This window comes from Acinetobacter sp. 70_2, assembly GCF_056736115.1.
Genome location: NZ_JBWZIP010000015.1, coordinates 1,729,155 through 1,747,719, shown reverse-complemented (window position 1 = coordinate 1,747,719; position 18,565 = coordinate 1,729,155). Strand labels below are relative to the sequence as shown.

Below are 18,565 nucleotides of genomic sequence, written 5' to 3'. Positions count from 1 at the left end.
CGAATGCACGAAGATCATTTAAAATATAGGTAAATATCTTTTTTATTAAAATTAGAATAACAATCTAATATATTGTTCATTGATTTGATTTATTGCAAATACATAGTGCAGAGAAGCTTGAAGGTATGAAGTTAAATTTAGATAAATATGACCGTGTAATATTAGATCTTCTACAGAAGGACTGCACATTAGCAATAGGTGATATTGCTGAAAAAGTGGGATTAAGCAATACGGCTTGCTGGCGCAGAATACATAAAATGGAAGAAGAGGGTATTATCCGTGCAAAAGTCGCTTTGCTAGACCGTAAAAAACTCAATATTAATGTGATTGTGATGGTGTTTATTAAAACTGCACAACACAATATTGAGTGGATTCAAAAATTTCATTCTCATATCTATAGCATAGATGAAGTTATTGAAGTTTATAGAATGGCAGGTGAAACAGATTATTTACTTAAAGTCGCCGTATCGGATGTTGCTGAGTTCGATAAAGTTTATAAAAAATTAATTGAAATTAATGGTTTGGCCGATGTGAGTTCTAGTTTTGCCATGGAGCAAATTAAATATACGACAGAACTTCCTTTAAATTTTTTCTAATAAAAACTGCGAATACTATTAAAAATTAAGGACCAGCAAAAATGCTAGAAGCTAAGCCTTATTTACGTTCGGTACAAATTAAAGCAAATATGCAGGCAGACTGGTCAATTTATCCTTTTGCGATACCAGCCGTTAATGATATTGAACAATTAAGCTTCCATCCAGACGTTACTTTTTTCGTTGGTGAAAATGGCTCTGGTAAGTCGACGATTATGGAAGCCATCGCTTTGGCACTTGGCTTTTCCGAAGAGGGCGGCACTCTAAACGTGCGACTTAATTCAGCGAGTAGTTCATCAGGGTTATTTCAGTATTTAAGAATGATTAAAAGCTTTAAAAAGCCTAAAGACTATTACTTTTTAAGAGCCGAAAGTTATTACAATGTCGGCACATATATGAATGAACTGAACTATGTAAAAAGTTATGGTGGCAATATCCATGCTTGTTCACATGGGGAAAGTTTTTTAAAGTTGCTGACCAATAAATTACAAGGTGAGGGGCTTTATTTATTAGATGAACCTGAAGCAGCTCTTTCACCTACTATGCAATTTGTCGCTTTGTCGGCTATTCATGAATTATGCAAAAAACAGTCACAACTCATCATTGCAACACATTCCCCAATTTTACTGGCTTATCCCAACGCTAAAATCTATCACTTTTCTGACACTGGAATCCGTGAAATCCAGTATGAGCAAACGGAACATTTCCGCGTGATGCATGATTTTTTAAATAATTACCAAAAACGTATCCAGCAAATCATGGATGAAGAATAGTGTGAAAAGTACCTTTCAGAACAGCAAGTTCGAACAACAGGCAGATCAATGCAAAGGACGCTATAAAATCATATTTTGCTCTTAGAAATGAATATTAGATTAAAATTCTAATTTTAAATAAAAATAGGAAATAAAAATCTAATATCAGGATAAAAAATAGAAAAGATTAAAATTTATATCCATTGAAATCTCACTATCATCAATTGGTAATAAAGTTGATATGTTTCTCGGAATATAAAAGTGAATCAATTCAGTACAGATGTCATTAATTTAGGACGAACACCCGAGCGCTTTGATGGTCTAGTCAACACACCTGTTTTTCGTGGTTCTACTATTGTTGTAAATAGCTTTAGTGAGTGGGAAGAATTTAAACGAAATGGTGGAGTATATCGACATTATGGCCGTTTCGGCGCCGCAACAGCTAAATCTTTTGAAAGTGCAATCAGTGCGCTTGAGGGTGGTGCGGGTAGTATGGTGTTTCCATCTGGCTTATCGGCATGTACACATACACTTATGGCTTGTGTAGAAACAAATAGTCATGTCTTGATTGCCGATAATATCTACGGCCCAACACGAAATTTTGCTGACAATATCTTAGTTCGTATGGGGGTAAGTGTTGAATATTTTGACTCTACCAGTCTTGAGGCATTAACCGAAAAAATTAATCATCGTACTAGTGTGGTGTTTATTGAGTCTCCGGGTTCAATGACATTTGAATTGAGTGATGTAGCAGCAATTTCTGCAATTAGCCATCAATACGGCGCAAAAGTATTAGTTGATAACTCTTGGGCAACGCCGTTACTTTTTCAACCGTTAAAGCATGGTGCTGATATTTCTATTCAGTCCGTAACCAAATACATTGGCGGTCATTCTGACATTCTAATGGGTGTGGCTACTGCAAACGCCGAAACATATGAACAACTCGCTAAAACTGGACATTTGTTTGGTGAGACCACAAGCCCAGACGACATTTATTTGGCTTCACGGGGCTTGCGAAGTTTAGCGGTAAGGTTAAAGCAGCATCAAGATAGTGCTCTAACTATTGCTCAATTTCTAGCAACACATCCGGCTATTAAGGAAGTGCTTCATCCTGCCTTAGAAACTAGTCCTTATCATGATTTGTGGTTAAGAGATTTTCATGGTTCATCTGGAGTATTTGCTTTTTATTTAAAAGAATCTGAACCTTCCTATGTGCAAAAATTCTTTGATTCGTTGCAATTATTTCACATTGGTTTGTCTTGGGGTGGGTTTGAAAGTTTGATTTTACCTGTTGGGCAAGCTTATCGAACTCATACCAAACTACCCAAAGATGGCTATTTGGTGCGCTTAAATATTGGACTAGAATCGGTGGTCGATTTACAAAAAGATTTGCAACATGCCCTACAGTGCGCAGAACAAATGCGTGTTGAAAGTGTGATATAGCCGTCTTAAAACCTAAAAGCTAACTTTGCATATCAGCCGCTTCATGTGTGACAGGCGCTATTATTTTATTAGATGTTGTATAGCGACCATCTACTACTTGGGTCTCTATTGCTAACTGCATGACAGCTCAACTCACTTCACGAAAGAAAGCCCTGATAAAAGGGCTTTACTGTGATTTAGTTGAGTTGTAAATATTCATATTTTAATTTATCTAGAAAAATAAATAGATTTTGATTCATTTCTTGGTAATCGTGTTTTCTTAATTCTTCACGGGTGTTAACAAATTTATAATCATGAGCTTGATCGAGTTCAGTTGCTGAATGTTGAATGAGTAATTCGACGACTTCAGGGGTTAGCTCCATATGACACTGCAAACCATAAACTAATTTCGAATATTCAACGATTTGTCGCGGACAACCTGCACTAAAAGCAATAATTTTTGCATCGCTCGTTAACCCGGGCATATCATTGTGCCAGTGGCCAACCTCTGTCATTTTTCCTAAATGTGAGAATAGAGAATGTTTAAAACCGTACTCTGTCAGCATAATAGGAAACTTACCAATCTCTCTTTCAGGGCTATGTTCAAACTTGGCACCTAAAGCTTCACCGATGAGCTGTGAACCTAAACATATCCCTAAAACAACTTTGTTTGCTTGGATGGCTTTCCTAATGACAGCTTGTTCAGCGAGTGAATTAAAATGAGAACATGCTTCAATGGTCGTATCTGGACTTTGCGGCCCACCCATCACAATAAGAAAATCAATTTCTTCAACCGTAGAAGGTAATTCTTCATTTAAATACACTCTTGAATATGTCATTTTGAAGTGATTATTTTGACCCCAAATTTCATATGCACCAGGTGCTTCAAAATCTTCATGAACAATAAAATGTAGGCGCATGATAGTCCTCAAAATTTAAAGAGTGTATAGATAGGTTCATTGCTAGATATAAGCCAAAGATAGGTTACGGAGCCTATGGCCTAATGAATACATCCAGTTTTTTAAAGTTATATGGTCCAGTGAAAGGGTGATGTGCCTATGAAAAGGCGCTTACAACAGACTGTTTATTTAATAATGATTTTAACGATACTGGTTAAAATATAATAATGATTGAATTTTTATTTTAAAATTAATTTGATTTATATTTATTCTAATAGTGTTTTTAATAATATTTATATTCTTATATATTTTTAACCGTGATAGTTTTTGAATAGTATAGGGTAATCATAATATTTAGTAATATTATAGAGTAGGACAGAGACATAGCCTAAGTTATTGTAATTAATCAATACTGTTAAGCCGGATAAAGGTTTTAAATTAATATAAATCTAAGATTTAAGAAGGGGCTATAACAAATAAAATGTTATATGTTTAGATCATAAAGTGTAATTATTTGTACAGATGTAAACAAATGTTTAGTATAGTCGTAATAAATAATTCATATAAAAAGTTTGTATAAGTGATTTTTTGGTGTATAATTAGCTTAACTAGAAAAAAGACTTATTAGTTTAGTAAATCCTCTTTTAGTATCGAAGCTTTATTCATAATCCTCCGTTTTTAAGATCTTAAGCTCAATTCGTTATTTTTTCCAAGTTAAACCCGTCATGTCTCATGACATTAAGTTCTTAAAATTCAATAGGATGTATATCATGTCTAACAACACAGCTACTGGTACAGTTAAGTGGTTCAACGAAACTAAAGGTTTTGGTTTCATTCAACAAGATTCTGGTCCAGACGTTTTTGCTCACTTCAAAGAAATCGCATCTTCTGGCTTCAAAACTTTACATGAAGGTCAACGTGTGACTTTTAATGTTGTGCAAGGTCAAAAAGGCCCTAGCGCTACTAACATTATTCCACAGTAATTATTTCTGTAGAATAAATAAAAAAAGCCCTCTTTAGAGGGCTTTTTTTTGGCAATAAGGTTTAGCTTTTCTTTCTCGATTTTAAATTCGATATTGAATAATTACTTTAATAACCTAGGGAAAACCACCCTTATTAGTATAAAAAGAATGATTTAACCTGATAGAACTAAGCACTGCGCATTAAAGCTGCTACTGCTTTTTCCAGAAATTGTAGGGTAACTGGTTTGAGCCAAGTGCCGTCCGCAAGGCTCGGTTCATTTTGCATTGCCTTACGAATTTTTTCTTGAGTACTTGGGTTATTACCAGCATAGCCTTGTAGCATAGAAAGCCATTGTTGAGCCAAACGCCGTGCACCTTCACTATCTGGTTGGACTTCGGCATCAATCAATTTTTCAATATCGACCAACAATTGAGGCCATTTTTTCATCTCACGAATGTAGTTTTCTTTTAGAAAAGCAAATTCATTGTCAGATAAATAGCGGGCAAAAATACTCAGCTTACTTTCAGAAAACGCTTGAAGTAAAAACTCAACAACTTCTGGTGTAACTCCTAATTTTTCCTGAAATTCAGGCTCGGCTGAATTTATGGCATTTAATTTAACAAGCCATTCGGGGTTAGCTCGCGTATTATGCTCAAGAGTTTTCATCCACTTTCGTGCCAGATCTTGAGCGGCTTCACTATTAGATGGTTCGCCAGCATTAAATAGTGCATTTGCTGCCTGAGTTAACTCTTGCCATTCTTGGTGACTTTTACTACCTGCTTGTAAGAAAGTAAGTTTTTCAAGCTCTTCTTTCGTAAAGTATTTCTCAAACATTGCTATAAGCTCCATTGTTTTTAGCCAATCCTCCAAACCAAGTTCTTCACCACTCATAATCTGAGATTTCAATTTACTGAGCTGATTTCGCAATTTCTTTTGCTCGTTCAGTCTCTGATCAATTGCTTGAATCTGCTGATCAATAATGGGTAAAAGCGCAAGATTGGGGTCTTCAAGAACCGTATGGATTTCGGCTAACGACATTCCCATTCCTCGTAATGCTTGAATTTGATGCAAACGAGTAATGTCTTTACGGGTATATAGTCGATAACCAGCATCGGAACGGACCGAAGGCTGAAGTAAACCGATATCGTCATAGTGATGAAGAGCACGGACAGTAAGTCCTGTTTGTTTAGCCAATTCACCAACTTTTAACAGCATCTTTTTAGCTCCTTCTTCCTTAGGCATGTTTTATGCTAGGGGCTTACGTTACGTGAGGGTCAACTACTTTAAATCATAATTTTTCATTATTTTCGCTTTAGTAAATATTCAAATTTATTTTATTCATTATTGGAGTGAACGACGAGAAATTAGAAATGCTTTTTAATATAAATTGACTTTAAGCCAATTCAATAATGAAAGAACAAATATTTAAGTCTTTAAAATTAGCAATATGTCGGAAATTAACAGATGAGTAGCAACCGATACTCGTCATCTTTTTCAATTGGAGCTCGATGAACACAAGGCAAAACCTTTTGAGTGGGATGATCTACTGCTAAACGCCAAATATGTCCCGTACCTAAATTTACAGGTTGGGCATTCGGTTTAGGCTGGTAATGTAAATCAAAAAAATACTCTGCTAAAAAGCTTTCAAATTCCGCTTCTGGGCCGTCGTGTAATGCTTTGAGTTTTTCTCTAATTTCTGGAATTAAAACTTTTTGCTCAACCTGATCATTAAGCACAATATCGCTAGCCGCACCGTGATAAGTACATAAAAAAGTATCAGTTTCTATAGGGGAACGATCAACATGAAATGAATAGACATCTGTTGAAATAAAATCTAGCTCTTCATCACGTTCATAATGTTTAAGTAAATTAAGTACAGGTGATGCACCCATATCAGTTAAAAGCTGCATGTCTTTTAAAATAACGTCTCGAGCCAAATTACCTTGTTCTGAAAGCTCAAGTGCTAACAGGTCTTCAGTAGAAATTTCGGTAATATTTTCTTTTAACTCAAGCTTAGCCACAATTTCTTTAAAGTCGCCAAGCAAATTTCTGTGCCAACAAATAGCATTCTTATCTCCCTGAAAATGTGTATTTACAAGTTCAGCAAAAGTAGACACCACTTCAACTTGCTTGTGGTCAGAAAATGTATTTGTCATATGAAATTTAAATCGCTCAAAACCCTGCCAATCATACACGTTTAGCGCTTCTAGGGCTGCAATCTTTAGCCGCAATTTTAGCTGTTAAAAATGAATATAATGCAAGAAAAGTACAATAATGATATGAACTTTGGGTTCAGCTTGCCTATTATAAAATGGCTTTAAGTAACCAAGATAAGATGATAAGTCGACTATTTTTATGGTCGTGTAAGGAAATAAGGACAGTTTTTAAAAGTAATAGGGTCGCGAGGAAACTATGGAAGAAATTAAAACAATCGGTGTGGTTGGTGTTGGTGTCATTGGCGCAAGTTGGACAGCATTATTTTTATATAAAGGCTTTAAGGTAAAGGTATATGACCCATACCCCATAGATGAAGAATTATTTAAAAAGAGAATACAAGCAAATTTAAAAGATTTACGAGATTTAGATTTGCAAAAGCAGTCTAGCCATTCTTTACAAGATGTTCTTTCAAATCTAGAGCTTCACAACAACTTAAAAGATGCCGTAACCGATGTCGATTTTATTCAAGAAAATGCACCGGAGCGTTTGGACGTAAAGCAAAAGTTATATCAAGACATCACGTCATATTGTCCACAAAAGACACTGATTGCCTCAAGTTCTTCAGGCCTAAAAGTTTCAGACTTTCAAAAAGAAGCAGCTCATCCCGAGCGTATACTTTTAGGCCATCCATTTAACCCACCTCATCTGTTACCTTTGGTTGAAATAGTAGGCGGAAATTTAACAGATCCACAGTTTTTAAAGCACGCTTCCGAGTTTTATCAAGGACTAGGCAAACACCCGATTATTTTAAATAAAGAAGTAAAGGGGCATGTCGCGAACCGCTTGCAAGCGGCCTTATGGCGAGAAGCTTTTTCCTTGGTTAAAGAAGGAGTGTGTTCAGCCGAAGATGTTGATATCGCAATTACCAGTGGGCCAGGGCTGAGATGGGCATTATTTGGCCCCTATATAAATATGGAGCTTGCGAACCAGAAAGGCTTTAAAGAGGCAATTCATCACCTTGGGCCACCTATGACCGAATGGTGGAATGATATGCAGGCTTTCCAACACTCAGAAGAAACGACAGAGTTGTTAGAAGAACAAACCAAAGAGCTTTTAACACATTATAAAGATGTCGATTTATATCAAAAAAGAGATAAAGGGCTAGTCGATATTCTTAAACTAAGACAACAGCTAGAGTTAGATTAAACTCATTTTTAGAAGTGCCAAACAGGGCTTTACTGCAATGTTTGGCTTTTTTATTGTGGCGTATTTCGGTAGTATTCCTATTCTTCTTTCTGCTCAAAACTTATAAAGAGCTTGCTGTATGCTTAAGCTTTTTATGGTCATAAATTTACTCAGGTATATGAAACGTTACTACAAGCAAACTGAATCGGTGGCTTCACATTGGACGACCGAACAAGACTGTTTTTTAATAGAAAATAATTCTCTTTCTATAGATGAGTTAAAAGAACATTTACCATTTTCTGAAGAAGAAATTAGAGTTCGTAGATCAGTTTTGGGGTTGGTAAGACGAGATCAGCAAATGCGACCGTATTAATTTTACCAAATGGTAAATTTTAATTGAAAATAAATATTTCAAAACATCTTAATAATTTAGAAAAATTGCGGATGAGTTATCAAAACCATACTTTTTTTATGTGATTGTTTAGTGATGTTTACATAAGGCTTTAACTACTTACTTTCGACTATAATAATGTTTCACTCCTTTACATTTGTTTCACCATAATCAGAACCATAAAACATTTTAAGATCAAAACTTTATAACAATTGAGATTGAGGAGGGTAAAAATGCCAAAGTATTTAGCCGTGGCTGAAAAGGTTTATAAGAATATTAAAAAAGACGACTTATTCACCAATGACCTTACACAAAATCTGAATTGTTTAATCAGTCAGATACGTAAGGCCATTAAAGGGACTGAGTTTAAACTTAAGTTTAATTATATTGATTTTGATGAACAGCTCACCAAGCCTCTTAGTGAATGTAAAGTCAAAGTCGATTTAAGTGTCATGCCTAAGTTTGAAAATGAAGGAGAGTATTTACTCTGGTTAGCAAGTTTTATCGAGCGGATTACAGAAGGAGGGAAACCCAAATTTCCACCAATTTCACAGCTCATCCCGTACGGATTTAAAATGACGAAAGAATCATTTCCTGTGACAGCTGCTCCTCAAAAAGAAGAGCATGCGGATATGATTATTAATTATTTTAAATCGAAAGATTTTCTGAAAACCGAGAAAACTCCTTCATAAAAGAATATAGAAGTATTCGTCCACCATACTTCTATATACCTGCTGGTTTATACTCAGCGACCGCCTTCTGGGGCGGTTTTTTTATGGGTGCACCATTACTGGTCAATGGGGATGCGTATTTCTAGAATCTATGTTTGTGGTTACAAACGTCAATGTCTGATGATCTAACACTTGATGTGTTGCATCAGCTAAATCAATGGAAACCGTATGTTCACCGGGAGCTAGTCCCTGAAGGACGATTGGCTCTTCAGATGCTTGTACCCAATGCCAAGAATTGTGATCAAGCGAAACGTGCAGGTGGCCGAGTTTTGGTTTAACCGCGAGCGCCGCATCTCCATTTTCCATCGAGAACTGCACTGCTGAATGCGGTCGCAGAAGAGGCTATGGTTCGTCTCACCATGCAAATCGATCAGGCACTCACACAAGCAGCGAGTCTCTCACCCTTAGAGCAATACCGTGCATTGGGACAGGCATTCCTGATTTGGGCCTTTGAAAATCCGCATCACTTTCAAGTGATTTCCACACGCGCCGTCATCGATTTCGAGGGAAGTGGGCTTCGGGCATCCAACGACAAGATTCGTCGTCAGATGCGACAACTGTTGAATGATGCTGTATCGAGTGGAGAGCTCGTCGGTATTTCGGCTGAAGATGCCTTGTTATCTACTCGTGCATTGGCTTATGGCCTTGCCCGTATGAACATTGATGGGCAGTTACAGAGTTGGGACGTTGAGTCAGGGAACTACCTTGGGCTTGCACAACGTCTGATCAATGAACAAATTGATCGCCTCAAACGTTGAGATTTCATTCTGATTTCTAAGTCGTGCTCAATGTCATAAATAGGGTGGGCAATGCCTACTGGTTTATACTCAGCAACCGCCTTCTGGGGCGGTTTTTTATGAGTTTTACATCATTTACTTCTTTCTAAAAGTAAAACAGGTTTGTCGTAATTACTATTACACCACTCATGTTTTTTGATTACAGCTTGAGGAACCTGAGCCATGTCTTTCACGGGAACAAAACCCATCGAACCGTAAAAACTTTCTAGTTCTGCAAAAGGTAGACAGTAAAGCACAGAAAAATCCGAGTTTTTAATTAAGAAATCGACCACTTTACGGGCGATGCCTAACCCTTCATTGTCAGGGAAAACATAAATTCCACCGAGTTCGCCGCTATTCGAATCAATAGACACAACTCTACCTTGTCCAACAGTTTTATCACCAATAGAGGCGAGTACAATAAGTTCATCTTCATGTGATGGAACAAAATCAACCTCAGCATAACGTTTGTTTATAGCTTTGATATCAGCAGCGTTAGCAAGTCTTAATGAAATTTCCATTACTCTTCCTATAAGTACTATCTGTAATTTTTAAGTTTGGCTTTTCGATGATAGCTATAAAACTCAAAATAGGCTAAATACTTTATCAAAGCATTTAAATTAAGCTTTTTATAATATTGATTGGCTTAATAAAGGGGATTAGTAACTAATCTCTTAATTGTTTCTTCAAGTTCATCGTAATGATTAATACTTGCATCAGAAAGAGGGTGTTCAAGAGTGAGAGTTGGGTGGAAAAATATTGTTTGCATACCCACTTTTTTGGCACCTTCTATATCTGCTTTGGGATTGTCTCCAATAAAAATGCAATCGGATGGTTTACAGCCCAATTGAGTGCAAGCATATAGATAAATTGCTGGGTCAGGTTTTCTTAAACCTATGGCTTCAGAAATCACGATAGTTGAAAAATAATCTGTTATTCCTAAAGCATAAAAATTATGTTCTTGAAACGGTGTTTTTCCGTTTGATACTAAGCCCAATGTATATCCTTGAGCATGAAGGTTTTGAATGGTTTTTTGAGCATTTTCAAAAGCTGTAGAGAATTTATTAAAATTATTAATATAAGACTGTAGCAATTCATTTGTATCATATCCTTTAATATTAAAGTCTTTAATTAATTGATCATAAACAATATCTTTCCAAACACTTCCATTGTTATCTAACTTGATGAAGCTTTTAATAAAAGACTCTTTTAATTCTTGTGGTACTAATTTGAAGAAGTTTACTTGCCAATTTAGAAATTTTATAAGCGATTCATTGCGATTAAGAATGGTTTGGTCTAGGTCAAACAAAAGTACTTTTTTCATTTTAAAATCTTTAAGAAATAGATTAATACTTATAGCGAATTTCTATTTATTGTTCAGTTTAATTAAAATACTTTTACGATTCTTTTCTGAATAACTCCAAATCAAAAACAACCCATCATAAGGCGTTGCTAAATGCCTTCTAGTCATGATGGGTCTTTATAGTTAAGGATTCATAGAATCAACGGCTTGAAGTATGCCTGTAAATAATATTGCCAGTTTTGACTCAGGCTGCGGCTCATTTCCATTTGCGGTAAATACTGCACAAACTTTATGACCTTTTTGAGTTTTACCAATCACGGAAAAGTTAATCACGCCGTATTCGGAACCACCTTTAAAACCAATTTTTTGCCAATTTAAATTTTTAAACAATGGATTTAAAGAACTGTTCAGAGCAGGGGCATCTTGAACACTTTCAAGCAGAGGGCAAATCTCGTTGGCTGACATATACCATTCAGCATCTTGCCAAGTCGCCGATTTTCCAATGCTACTCACACTCGGTAGCGGGAGTTTGCCTAGCTCAGAGAGCGCTTCTAGACGAGCCGACTTTGTACCTGTTTTAAACTTATTTTTTAGCTTTTCATTACTTGGATCAATCAGTTGAAATAGCTCTCGTGTTGTCAGCATCGGGATGTTTCTAGGTGACAACGCTTCTATACGAGGTTTCTTTAATACCTCTATCAGGCTATCGGTTGCTGTATTATCGCTAATTTGTATCATTAACTGCGCGAGAAGTTCCAGATTTACAGGTGTACCATTAGGCAAGTTTTGTAAAACTCCAGTTGGCAATGAGCGATTCTTTTCTTTTAAAGAAACAATAGTTTCTCTTTTTAATTCGCCTTTTTTTATCGCATCTTCATATGCTTTTAAAACAAGTAACTTAAAAGTTGAACCCACAGCCATCGGGGTTTTATCGTTTTCAACAACCACAGGTTTGTTATCTACAACAACTAAAATAGAGGTTTTACCGACTGCGTTTTCATGTAGTCCTTTAACCATTTCGTCTAGGCTTACGGTCTTAAAATGAGGCGCGCTAAACCAAAGGGTGCTAATTTGCCCTTGCTCATCTAAGCTAATTGAAACAGGTAGTTCTCCTTTCTCGAAATCAATCGTCCCAGAGCCATTTGAAACATTAATACTTTTAAGCGTGCCTAAAGAGGCTTTTAAATCATCAACGATTTTTTGAATTTGTGTTATGGAAACTTGTCCTAAAAATTGAGGACTAAATAAAGCAGGTTCTACGGGTTTATCTGCAAAAATTGATGAAAGCTTAGTCGATAAATTATCCATTTTTTGTTCTGTCGCTGCATGAGTAATAGAAATAACAATAGGGGAAACATTCAAAGCCATAACGCCTACAGCAAAAAATAAAGCTCTAGTTGTGTACATTTTCTTGGTGAGAAAGTTCTTCATTAAATGTCCTCTTATATTCAGACTCATCTACAGTTTTTTATAAATGGTTTTAAAATAAACATTCATTTTGACCCATCAAAACTTATATATCTATATAAATTTCTTCGATTTTATAAACCCTAATTTAATAATAAAACTAAATTATTTACCCTTACTTTTTAATGATTTATTTTAAAGCAAATGTCATTTTGTGTGCTTGACTGCACGTAACTTGGATAATATCCTTTCCGGACTGGCCTACATTGCCAGGTGGTTTTGACAGACCACTTAGGACCGCATCAGATTTATTCCTTTCTGAGGGATACTTCTATGTGTACTTCTCGTTCCCTCCCGTAGCGGTAGGACGGGAGAGGGACACATTCGTGTGTGCTGGAGTCCTACCAGTCTGTCAACCCTCTTCCGTTCTGCCACCATAATTTTAATGTCTGGCAGAACTCCCAATAGAAGGAGTTGGCTTTGCACATTCATTATTTCTTGGCTCTCGATGCCAAAAGCTATAACGACACCACTTAAATCATCTTTAAACAGCTTGATGACCTTTAAGGTTTTCAGGCTTTAAGTCATTACGGCTCAAAAATTTGTATCAACAATAAAACTTGAGATGTGCCAAGCACAGTCTTTACGGCTTTGCTGTGCCTTTTTTTCTCCCAAAAAGGGCACAGGCTTTTTTCTCTTTTAGAAACAACAAGAATTTATAACGGTAAAAACTATGCGAAATTTAGAAACCTCTTCCAAAAAATTACACATTATCCGTACGTCTATTCGACTATTTACAACTTACGGATTCCACACAGCAGGCGTAGATCTGATTGCCAAAGAGTCCGAAGTTCAAAAAGCTACGCTTTACAACTACTTTCGTTCAAAAGAGGGTCTGATTGAAATGTGCATTGCCTTTCAAAAAAGTTTACTTAAAGAAGAAGTGCTCGCGATTATTTATTCGAGCCATTACCGCACGCCTATCGATAAACTCAAAGAAATAGTGGTACTACATGTTAACTCTAATAGTCTGTATCACTTGTTACTTAAAGCCTTTTTTGAAATTAAAGTAGCTTACCCGCAGGCTTACCGTATGGCAGTTGAGTATAGGAAATGGTTGCTTCATGAGATTTTTGATTTGATTTTTAGCTTAGAAATACATGCGTTAAAACCAGATGCTGAGATGGTTTTAAACTTAATAGATGGTTTAATGTTTGAGTTTCTAGGTACAAACAGTTTGAAACACAGGGATGTAGCCGTGGAGTATTTCTTTAAGCCTATGTGTTTAACATAAATGAATTTTTTAAATTAATGGTAGAGCTTGGGATTACTGAAGTGCGAGCATTGTAGGTGAGTAGCGCTCACCATTAATTTAGTATTAATTAAGTGTAATTCATCAGCATGTAAACCTATTTTTAAATACCATAAAATAGACAGTTCTGTATATTTTGTTATAAAATATAGTTGATTATGACCCCAATTTATAAAAATGTAATGTTTAATAATATTTCCCAAGTTTTAGAGAGTATAGGTTTTCTCTCACAACATCGTTCGGTGTATCTCCAGTTTTCAGATGCATCACTGAATAGTCAGGTTTTCTTACAACGTATAGATGGGCAACATTCTCTTAATCAGGGCATGACAGCCGAGCTGATTTGCTTATCAACTAATGCCCATATTGCACTCAAGACATTTATTGGAGTGCGGGTTGCTGTTGACCAAGTAACAGATCGAGGAAGTTTTTTCCGTACTACAGGTATTATTACAGGAGCATCACAGGGGCAAAGTGATGGTGCTCTAACCTTATATAAACTCACCATAAGTGATCCAACTTATCTCTGGCATAAACGCAGAAACAGTCGTGTGTTTATGAACAAGAGTGTGAAAGAAATTAGTGAGATTCTTTTTCAGGAATGGCAGGGGAAAAGTCCATTATTTGCATCTAGTCTGACTTTAGATTTGAGCGGGTTGAAACAGACCTACGATGTCCGTCCTTTTGTAATGCAGCTCAATGAAAGTGACTATGACTTTTTAACTCGTTTATGGCGTAGTGAAGGCATTAACTGGCTTATTGATGAAACTGAGCTTACTGTACCAAGCAATACAGATCATATTCAGCCACAAAAGTTACGTCTTATTGATGACAATAACCAATATCAAGCTTTAACAAGAAGAACAATTCGCTACCATCGAAGTCATGCAACTGAACAATTTGATAGCATGACCAGCTTAATGGCTGACCGTAGTTTACAGCCGACTTCTGTTTTTGTGCAGCGTTGGCAGTCAGATGTATTAGAGCAAAAAGATGGGGTGGGTAGTGTACAAAGCAAACATGAGCATAGTTCTAACTATGACAATCAAAGTTTAAGTCTTGAAGATGCATGGCACTTTAGTCCGGCATGGATGCAAGATTTAAAAGGTGAAGATGATGCAACCTCAGCAAGTAATCAACAATTAGAAAAGTTCAATCAGAACTTAAGCGCTTACCATGATGCCCAGTCTAAACAGTTTATTGCCCAAACCACTGTACGAGATACCCAAGTTGGTTACTGGTTTGAGCTGAATGAACATCCTGAAATTGATCTTCATGACGGTGCGGATAAAGAGTTTCTAATCATTGGTAAGCATTACTATAACCAAAACAACTTACCGAAAGACTTAAACCAACAAATTCAAGCTTTAGTTCAACAAAGCCATTGGCAAGCGAGTCAGACAGACGAGCGCCAAGGTAATGAACTGATTTTACAACGCCGTAATATTAAAGTCGTTCCAGAGTATCAACCTTTGGAAAATCGACCTAAAGCCTCTGTACAACGTGCGCGTGTAGTTGGACCAGAAGGTGAGCAAATTTATGTTGATCAATGGGGACGTATTAAAGTTCGTTTCTTGTTTACCCGAGCTGATGACCACCGCCATGATAGTGGAGCAGGAAGTAACGACAATGACACAGACTCGGCTTGGGTTGATGTTTTAACCCCATGGGCTGGAAAAGGTTATGGGGTACGGTTCTTGCCACGTGTCGGTGAAATTGTTGTGATTGATTTCTTTGACGGTAATGTTGACCGACCATTTGTGGCAGGACGTATTCACGAAGCTGAACGCTACCCGACCCAGTTTGACCAGAAAGGACACCTACCCGACACTAAAAAGCTGAGTGGTATTCGGTCAGAAGAAGTAGGTGGCAAAGGTTTTAACCAACTACGTCTTGATGATACGACTGGACAAATTAGTGCTCAGCTACAAAGTAGCCATGCGGCTAGTCAGTTAAACTTAGGTAACTTAAGCCATCCAAAAGACAAAGCGCAAAGTGATGGTCGTGGCGAAGGTTTTGAACTGAGAACTGACCAGTGGGGTGCTGTTAGAGCAGGTAAAGGCTTACTCATTACCACTCATAAACAAGATCAAGCTCAAGGCACACATTTAGACGCAGCCGATGCCAAACAACAAATAGAAGGTGGTCTTAATAATGCTAAGGCACTTAGCGAAGTGGCTAAAAACCAGCAAACTGACCCATTGGAAGTATTAGATAATCTAAAAACTTTCTTAGAACAGATTGAACAGCAAGATAAAGACAAAGCGGCCGCATTCAAGCAAGCCTTGATGGTATTAACTGCACCTAACAGTATTGCGGTAGCGAGTAATGAAGACATACACCTAAGCGCAGATGGTCAGTTAAGCCAAAGTGCCGGCGACAGCATTAATATAAGCACTCAAAAGAACCTGATTGCACATGCTCAAAATAAGATTAGCTTTTTTGCAGCGCAACAGGGAGCACGGCTGTATGCGGGCAAAGGAAAAGTTGAAATACAAGCCCAAGGTGATGGAGCAGATTTAATTGCTCGTAAAGGCATTCAGATTATTTCAACAGAAGACAAAATTGCTATTAATGCTTCTAAAGAAATTGTGATTACAGCCGGTAGTTCTCAAATCAAGATTAATGGCTCAGGCATTTTCCCTGTCACTGGCGGTAAGTTTGAGGTGAAAGCTGGGCAGCATGTGTTTATGGGGGGAGGGGGTGCTTCTGCTAATTTACCTGCTTTACCTCAGTTGAATATGCCACTTAAAGAACTTGAACTTAAATATGTATATGACGATTTAAAACCAGTTGCTCAAGCCCCGTATAAGCTTATATTTCAGGATGGCACGATACAAGAAGGCCTTCTGGATAGTAGTGGTTCTGCTAAAGTTCAGATTCCTGCTGATAAAATCCAGCCTAAGGTCTATTACGGTTTTAGCAATATGGAGGCTAAACCAGATCAACCCAAACAGCAGAATAGCTTTAAAGATAAAAAAGTGATGAGTATTGTGGCAGCAGAACAATTGATCGAACAATATAACAAGCAAGAGCTTGACCACTTATTAGATGAATATTTCCCTGATGAAATACAAGCGATGATAGATGGGCAGGGTATTGAGTACGATGATCATATTAATGATTATGTGGAAAAAGATTTAAAACAACAAAATAACCCAGATGATGCTATTGCTGATCATGCAGAAGAAATCCCATTGAGTGAACAAGCAGCTCCACATGTGGGGCTTGGGGAAGATTTATGAGTACAGCCGTTGCAAAATCACCTACTAAAACGATTAGAGTAACCCAGAAAGGGGAACAATCGGCAGCAGACTGGATAAAAGGTGTATTAGACGGGAGTGGGTCAAGCCCGGCACAAATTATTGTAGCTGTTGTGATTGGCTGCATCCCTTTTGTTGGTCAAGGTGTTGATGTTGGTAATGTGATTGTTTCAATTGTCAAAATTGCAGAAAACCCCAACAATAAAGATAACTGGTTTGACCTAGTCTTTAATTTAATTGCGTTTGTTCCTGTAGCTGGAGATGGACTTAAAATTGTATTTAAGCAATTGCGCTCAGGTAAGGCCATGGGGGCGATATTAGATGCGATCCCTAGCAAAACCATGCGTGGCAATGTTGAAAAATGGTTTCGTAACTTAAACTGGAGCGCTTATACGAAAGAGTTGCAGACCACTAGTAATAAAATGATTGATGGCTTAATTGATGTTTTTGATAGCTGGATGACCAGAGCAGTCTTGGGACAAGCGCGATTAAAGACACTTGTGTTGCAACTGAAACAAATGAAAAAAGTTGCGAACAAGCAAATCGAAATGGTGATGCAAGATTTGCAATTAGCCCATAAAAAAGCTTTGGCAACACCATACCCGAATACCACAGCGAAGGCACCCGTTCATACATCGGGTTCAAAGAAGCCTAACTCCACTTCTGCGCCACGTACACAGCAGAATGGTCAGGTTCTTAAAAATACCAGTGGTAATACAGCCAAGACAGGAAGCAAGAATACATCAACCAAAAGAGAATCAAAGAAGCGTAGCAATCAGGAACTAGGTTCGGGTGGTGAACACATCACGGATTATTACTTTGTGAAGCGGAAAAAGAATCGCAGCAAAATTAATAATAATGGTGTGTTGTATGAATATCATGATACTGGTCACAATGGTATTGACCATGTCTGGCATAGCAGTAGTATTGGGCATAAGTACCGTGTTACAGATAGTAAATCGACGAATTTGGCTAGCCATAAAAAACTGATGACCCCTAAAGCTGCAATGGCTGCTTTAAGAATGGGTTTAGATGTTTACATGAAATCTGATCAGGAAAGTAAAGCAAAACGGTCAGTAGGTACAACAGTTGGTGACGGTGTGCAAATGTCACATCTTTGGATTTCGAAAAAAATTGGTAGTGCTAAAATTATTCCTGCGCATGATGAGTTGGAAGATGATATTGAGGCTTGGAGAAGAGTTAAGTTTAAAGCAAGTACTGAAAAAAGAATGGGTAAAACAGTTGCGGTACAGTGCCCTTATGATCGGAGTTTAGTGACGATTACGGGAAATCTATTTGATCATCATAGTCAGTGTAAAGGTCTGGATAAACCAAAATGTACCCGTACCGTGACTGCACATGCGATTACTTTAGAATTTGTAATGCCAAATGAAATGCTGGAGCGTTAAGA

At 37.2% G+C, this 18,565-nt stretch carries 18 protein-coding genes; 11 read left to right on the top strand and 7 right to left on the bottom strand.

Going from position 1 to position 18,565, the window contains the following annotated elements:
- The first annotated feature begins 125 nt into the window (after positions 1-125).
- From AC1PJ9_RS17305 to metC, 3 genes are all read left to right on the top strand, one after another.
- Entirely contained in the window at positions 126-596 is a 471-nt protein-coding gene (locus AC1PJ9_RS17305) for an Lrp/AsnC family transcriptional regulator (RefSeq protein WP_004702573.1), read from the top strand.
- Positions 597-637: 41 nt separating this feature from the next.
- A complete protein-coding gene (locus AC1PJ9_RS17300) occupies positions 638-1,366 on the top strand; it encodes an AAA family ATPase (RefSeq protein WP_311087939.1) in 729 nt (242 codons plus the stop codon).
- Positions 1,367-1,606: 240 nt separating this feature from the next.
- Positions 1,607-2,788, top strand: coding sequence for a cystathionine beta-lyase (gene metC, locus AC1PJ9_RS17295; RefSeq protein ID WP_311087938.1), 1,182 nt, complete (start codon positions 1,607-1,609; stop codon positions 2,786-2,788).
- 176 nt (positions 2,789-2,964) lie between these two features.
- Here metC and AC1PJ9_RS17290 read toward each other — a convergent pair whose 3' ends face one another.
- On the bottom strand, positions 2,965-3,687 hold the full coding sequence (locus AC1PJ9_RS17290; protein ID WP_311087937.1) for a type 1 glutamine amidotransferase: 723 nt from the start codon (positions 3,685-3,687) through the stop codon (positions 2,965-2,967).
- A 749-nt stretch (positions 3,688-4,436) separates the two neighbouring features.
- On the opposite strand from AC1PJ9_RS17290, the gene AC1PJ9_RS17285 reads away from it, so the two are divergent.
- Positions 4,437-4,649 carry a cold-shock protein gene (locus AC1PJ9_RS17285; protein WP_002054492.1) on the top strand — a complete coding sequence of 71 codons (213 nt, stop codon included), beginning with the start codon at positions 4,437-4,439 and terminating at the stop codon, positions 4,647-4,649.
- A 166-nt stretch (positions 4,650-4,815) separates the two neighbouring features.
- Here the strand turns inward: AC1PJ9_RS17285 and AC1PJ9_RS17280 are convergent, their stop codons facing one another.
- Positions 4,816-5,844: a MerR family transcriptional regulator gene (locus AC1PJ9_RS17280; protein WP_311087936.1), complete on the bottom strand. Its 1,029-nt coding sequence runs from the start codon at positions 5,842-5,844 to the stop codon at positions 4,816-4,818.
- Between the two features lie 242 nt (positions 5,845-6,086).
- Positions 6,087-6,785, bottom strand: coding sequence for a DUF1826 domain-containing protein (locus AC1PJ9_RS17275; RefSeq protein ID WP_311087935.1), 699 nt, complete (start codon positions 6,783-6,785; stop codon positions 6,087-6,089).
- Between the two features lie 256 nt (positions 6,786-7,041).
- Here AC1PJ9_RS17275 and AC1PJ9_RS17270 point away from each other — a divergent pair, with 256 nt between their 5' ends.
- From AC1PJ9_RS17270 to AC1PJ9_RS17260, 3 genes are all read left to right on the top strand, one after another.
- Positions 7,042-7,992, top strand: coding sequence for a 3-hydroxyacyl-CoA dehydrogenase NAD-binding domain-containing protein (locus AC1PJ9_RS17270; RefSeq protein WP_311087934.1), 951 nt, complete (start codon positions 7,042-7,044; stop codon positions 7,990-7,992).
- Positions 7,993-8,149: 157 nt separating this feature from the next.
- Positions 8,150-8,344 (top strand): hypothetical protein, encoded by a 195-nt coding sequence (locus AC1PJ9_RS17265; protein ID WP_217486288.1) that lies wholly within the window; start codon positions 8,150-8,152, stop codon positions 8,342-8,344.
- A 251-nt stretch (positions 8,345-8,595) separates the two neighbouring features.
- Positions 8,596-9,054: a hypothetical protein gene (locus AC1PJ9_RS17260; protein WP_311087933.1), complete on the top strand. Its 459-nt coding sequence runs from the start codon at positions 8,596-8,598 to the stop codon at positions 9,052-9,054.
- 102 nt (positions 9,055-9,156) lie between these two features.
- Here the strand turns inward: AC1PJ9_RS17260 and AC1PJ9_RS17255 are convergent, their stop codons facing one another.
- Entirely contained in the window at positions 9,157-9,399 is a 243-nt protein-coding gene (locus AC1PJ9_RS17255) for a DUF6130 family protein (RefSeq protein ID WP_409070591.1), read from the bottom strand.
- Positions 9,400-9,437: 38 nt separating this feature from the next.
- Between AC1PJ9_RS17255 and AC1PJ9_RS17250 the strand changes: the two genes are divergently transcribed.
- A complete protein-coding gene (locus AC1PJ9_RS17250) occupies positions 9,438-9,851 on the top strand; it encodes a TetR-like C-terminal domain-containing protein (protein WP_311087931.1) in 414 nt (137 codons plus the stop codon).
- Between the two features lie 110 nt (positions 9,852-9,961).
- Here the strand turns inward: AC1PJ9_RS17250 and AC1PJ9_RS17245 are convergent, their stop codons facing one another.
- The 3 genes from AC1PJ9_RS17245 to AC1PJ9_RS17235 all read right to left on the bottom strand — a co-directional run bounded on the left by AC1PJ9_RS17245 (position 9,962) and on the right by AC1PJ9_RS17235 (position 12,603).
- Positions 9,962-10,390, bottom strand: coding sequence for a GNAT family N-acetyltransferase (locus AC1PJ9_RS17245; protein WP_311087930.1), 429 nt, complete (start codon positions 10,388-10,390; stop codon positions 9,962-9,964).
- Positions 10,391-10,515: 125 nt separating this feature from the next.
- The gene (locus AC1PJ9_RS17240; protein ID WP_311087929.1) at positions 10,516-11,193 is read right to left on the bottom strand and encodes an HAD family hydrolase; all 678 of its coding nucleotides are present in this window, start codon (positions 11,191-11,193) and stop codon (positions 10,516-10,518) included.
- Between the two features lie 162 nt (positions 11,194-11,355).
- Positions 11,356-12,603 (bottom strand): serine hydrolase, encoded by a 1,248-nt coding sequence (locus AC1PJ9_RS17235; RefSeq protein WP_311087928.1) that lies wholly within the window; start codon positions 12,601-12,603, stop codon positions 11,356-11,358.
- Between the two features lie 709 nt (positions 12,604-13,312).
- Here AC1PJ9_RS17235 and AC1PJ9_RS17230 point away from each other — a divergent pair.
- The 3 genes from AC1PJ9_RS17230 to AC1PJ9_RS17220 all read left to right on the top strand — a co-directional run bounded on the left by AC1PJ9_RS17230 (position 13,313) and on the right by AC1PJ9_RS17220 (position 18,563).
- Positions 13,313-13,873, top strand: coding sequence for a TetR/AcrR family transcriptional regulator (locus AC1PJ9_RS17230; protein ID WP_311087927.1), 561 nt, complete (start codon positions 13,313-13,315; stop codon positions 13,871-13,873).
- A gap of 200 nt (positions 13,874-14,073) precedes the next feature.
- Positions 14,074-17,136 (top strand): DUF2345 domain-containing protein, encoded by a 3,063-nt coding sequence (locus AC1PJ9_RS17225; protein WP_409070590.1) that lies wholly within the window; start codon positions 14,074-14,076, stop codon positions 17,134-17,136.
- Positions 17,133-18,563 carry a hypothetical protein gene (locus tag AC1PJ9_RS17220; RefSeq protein WP_311087925.1) on the top strand — a complete coding sequence of 477 codons (1,431 nt, stop codon included), beginning with the start codon at positions 17,133-17,135 and terminating at the stop codon, positions 18,561-18,563. Before AC1PJ9_RS17225 ends, AC1PJ9_RS17220 begins: the two co-directional genes overlap by 4 nt.
- Positions 18,564-18,565: the final 2 nt, after the last annotated feature.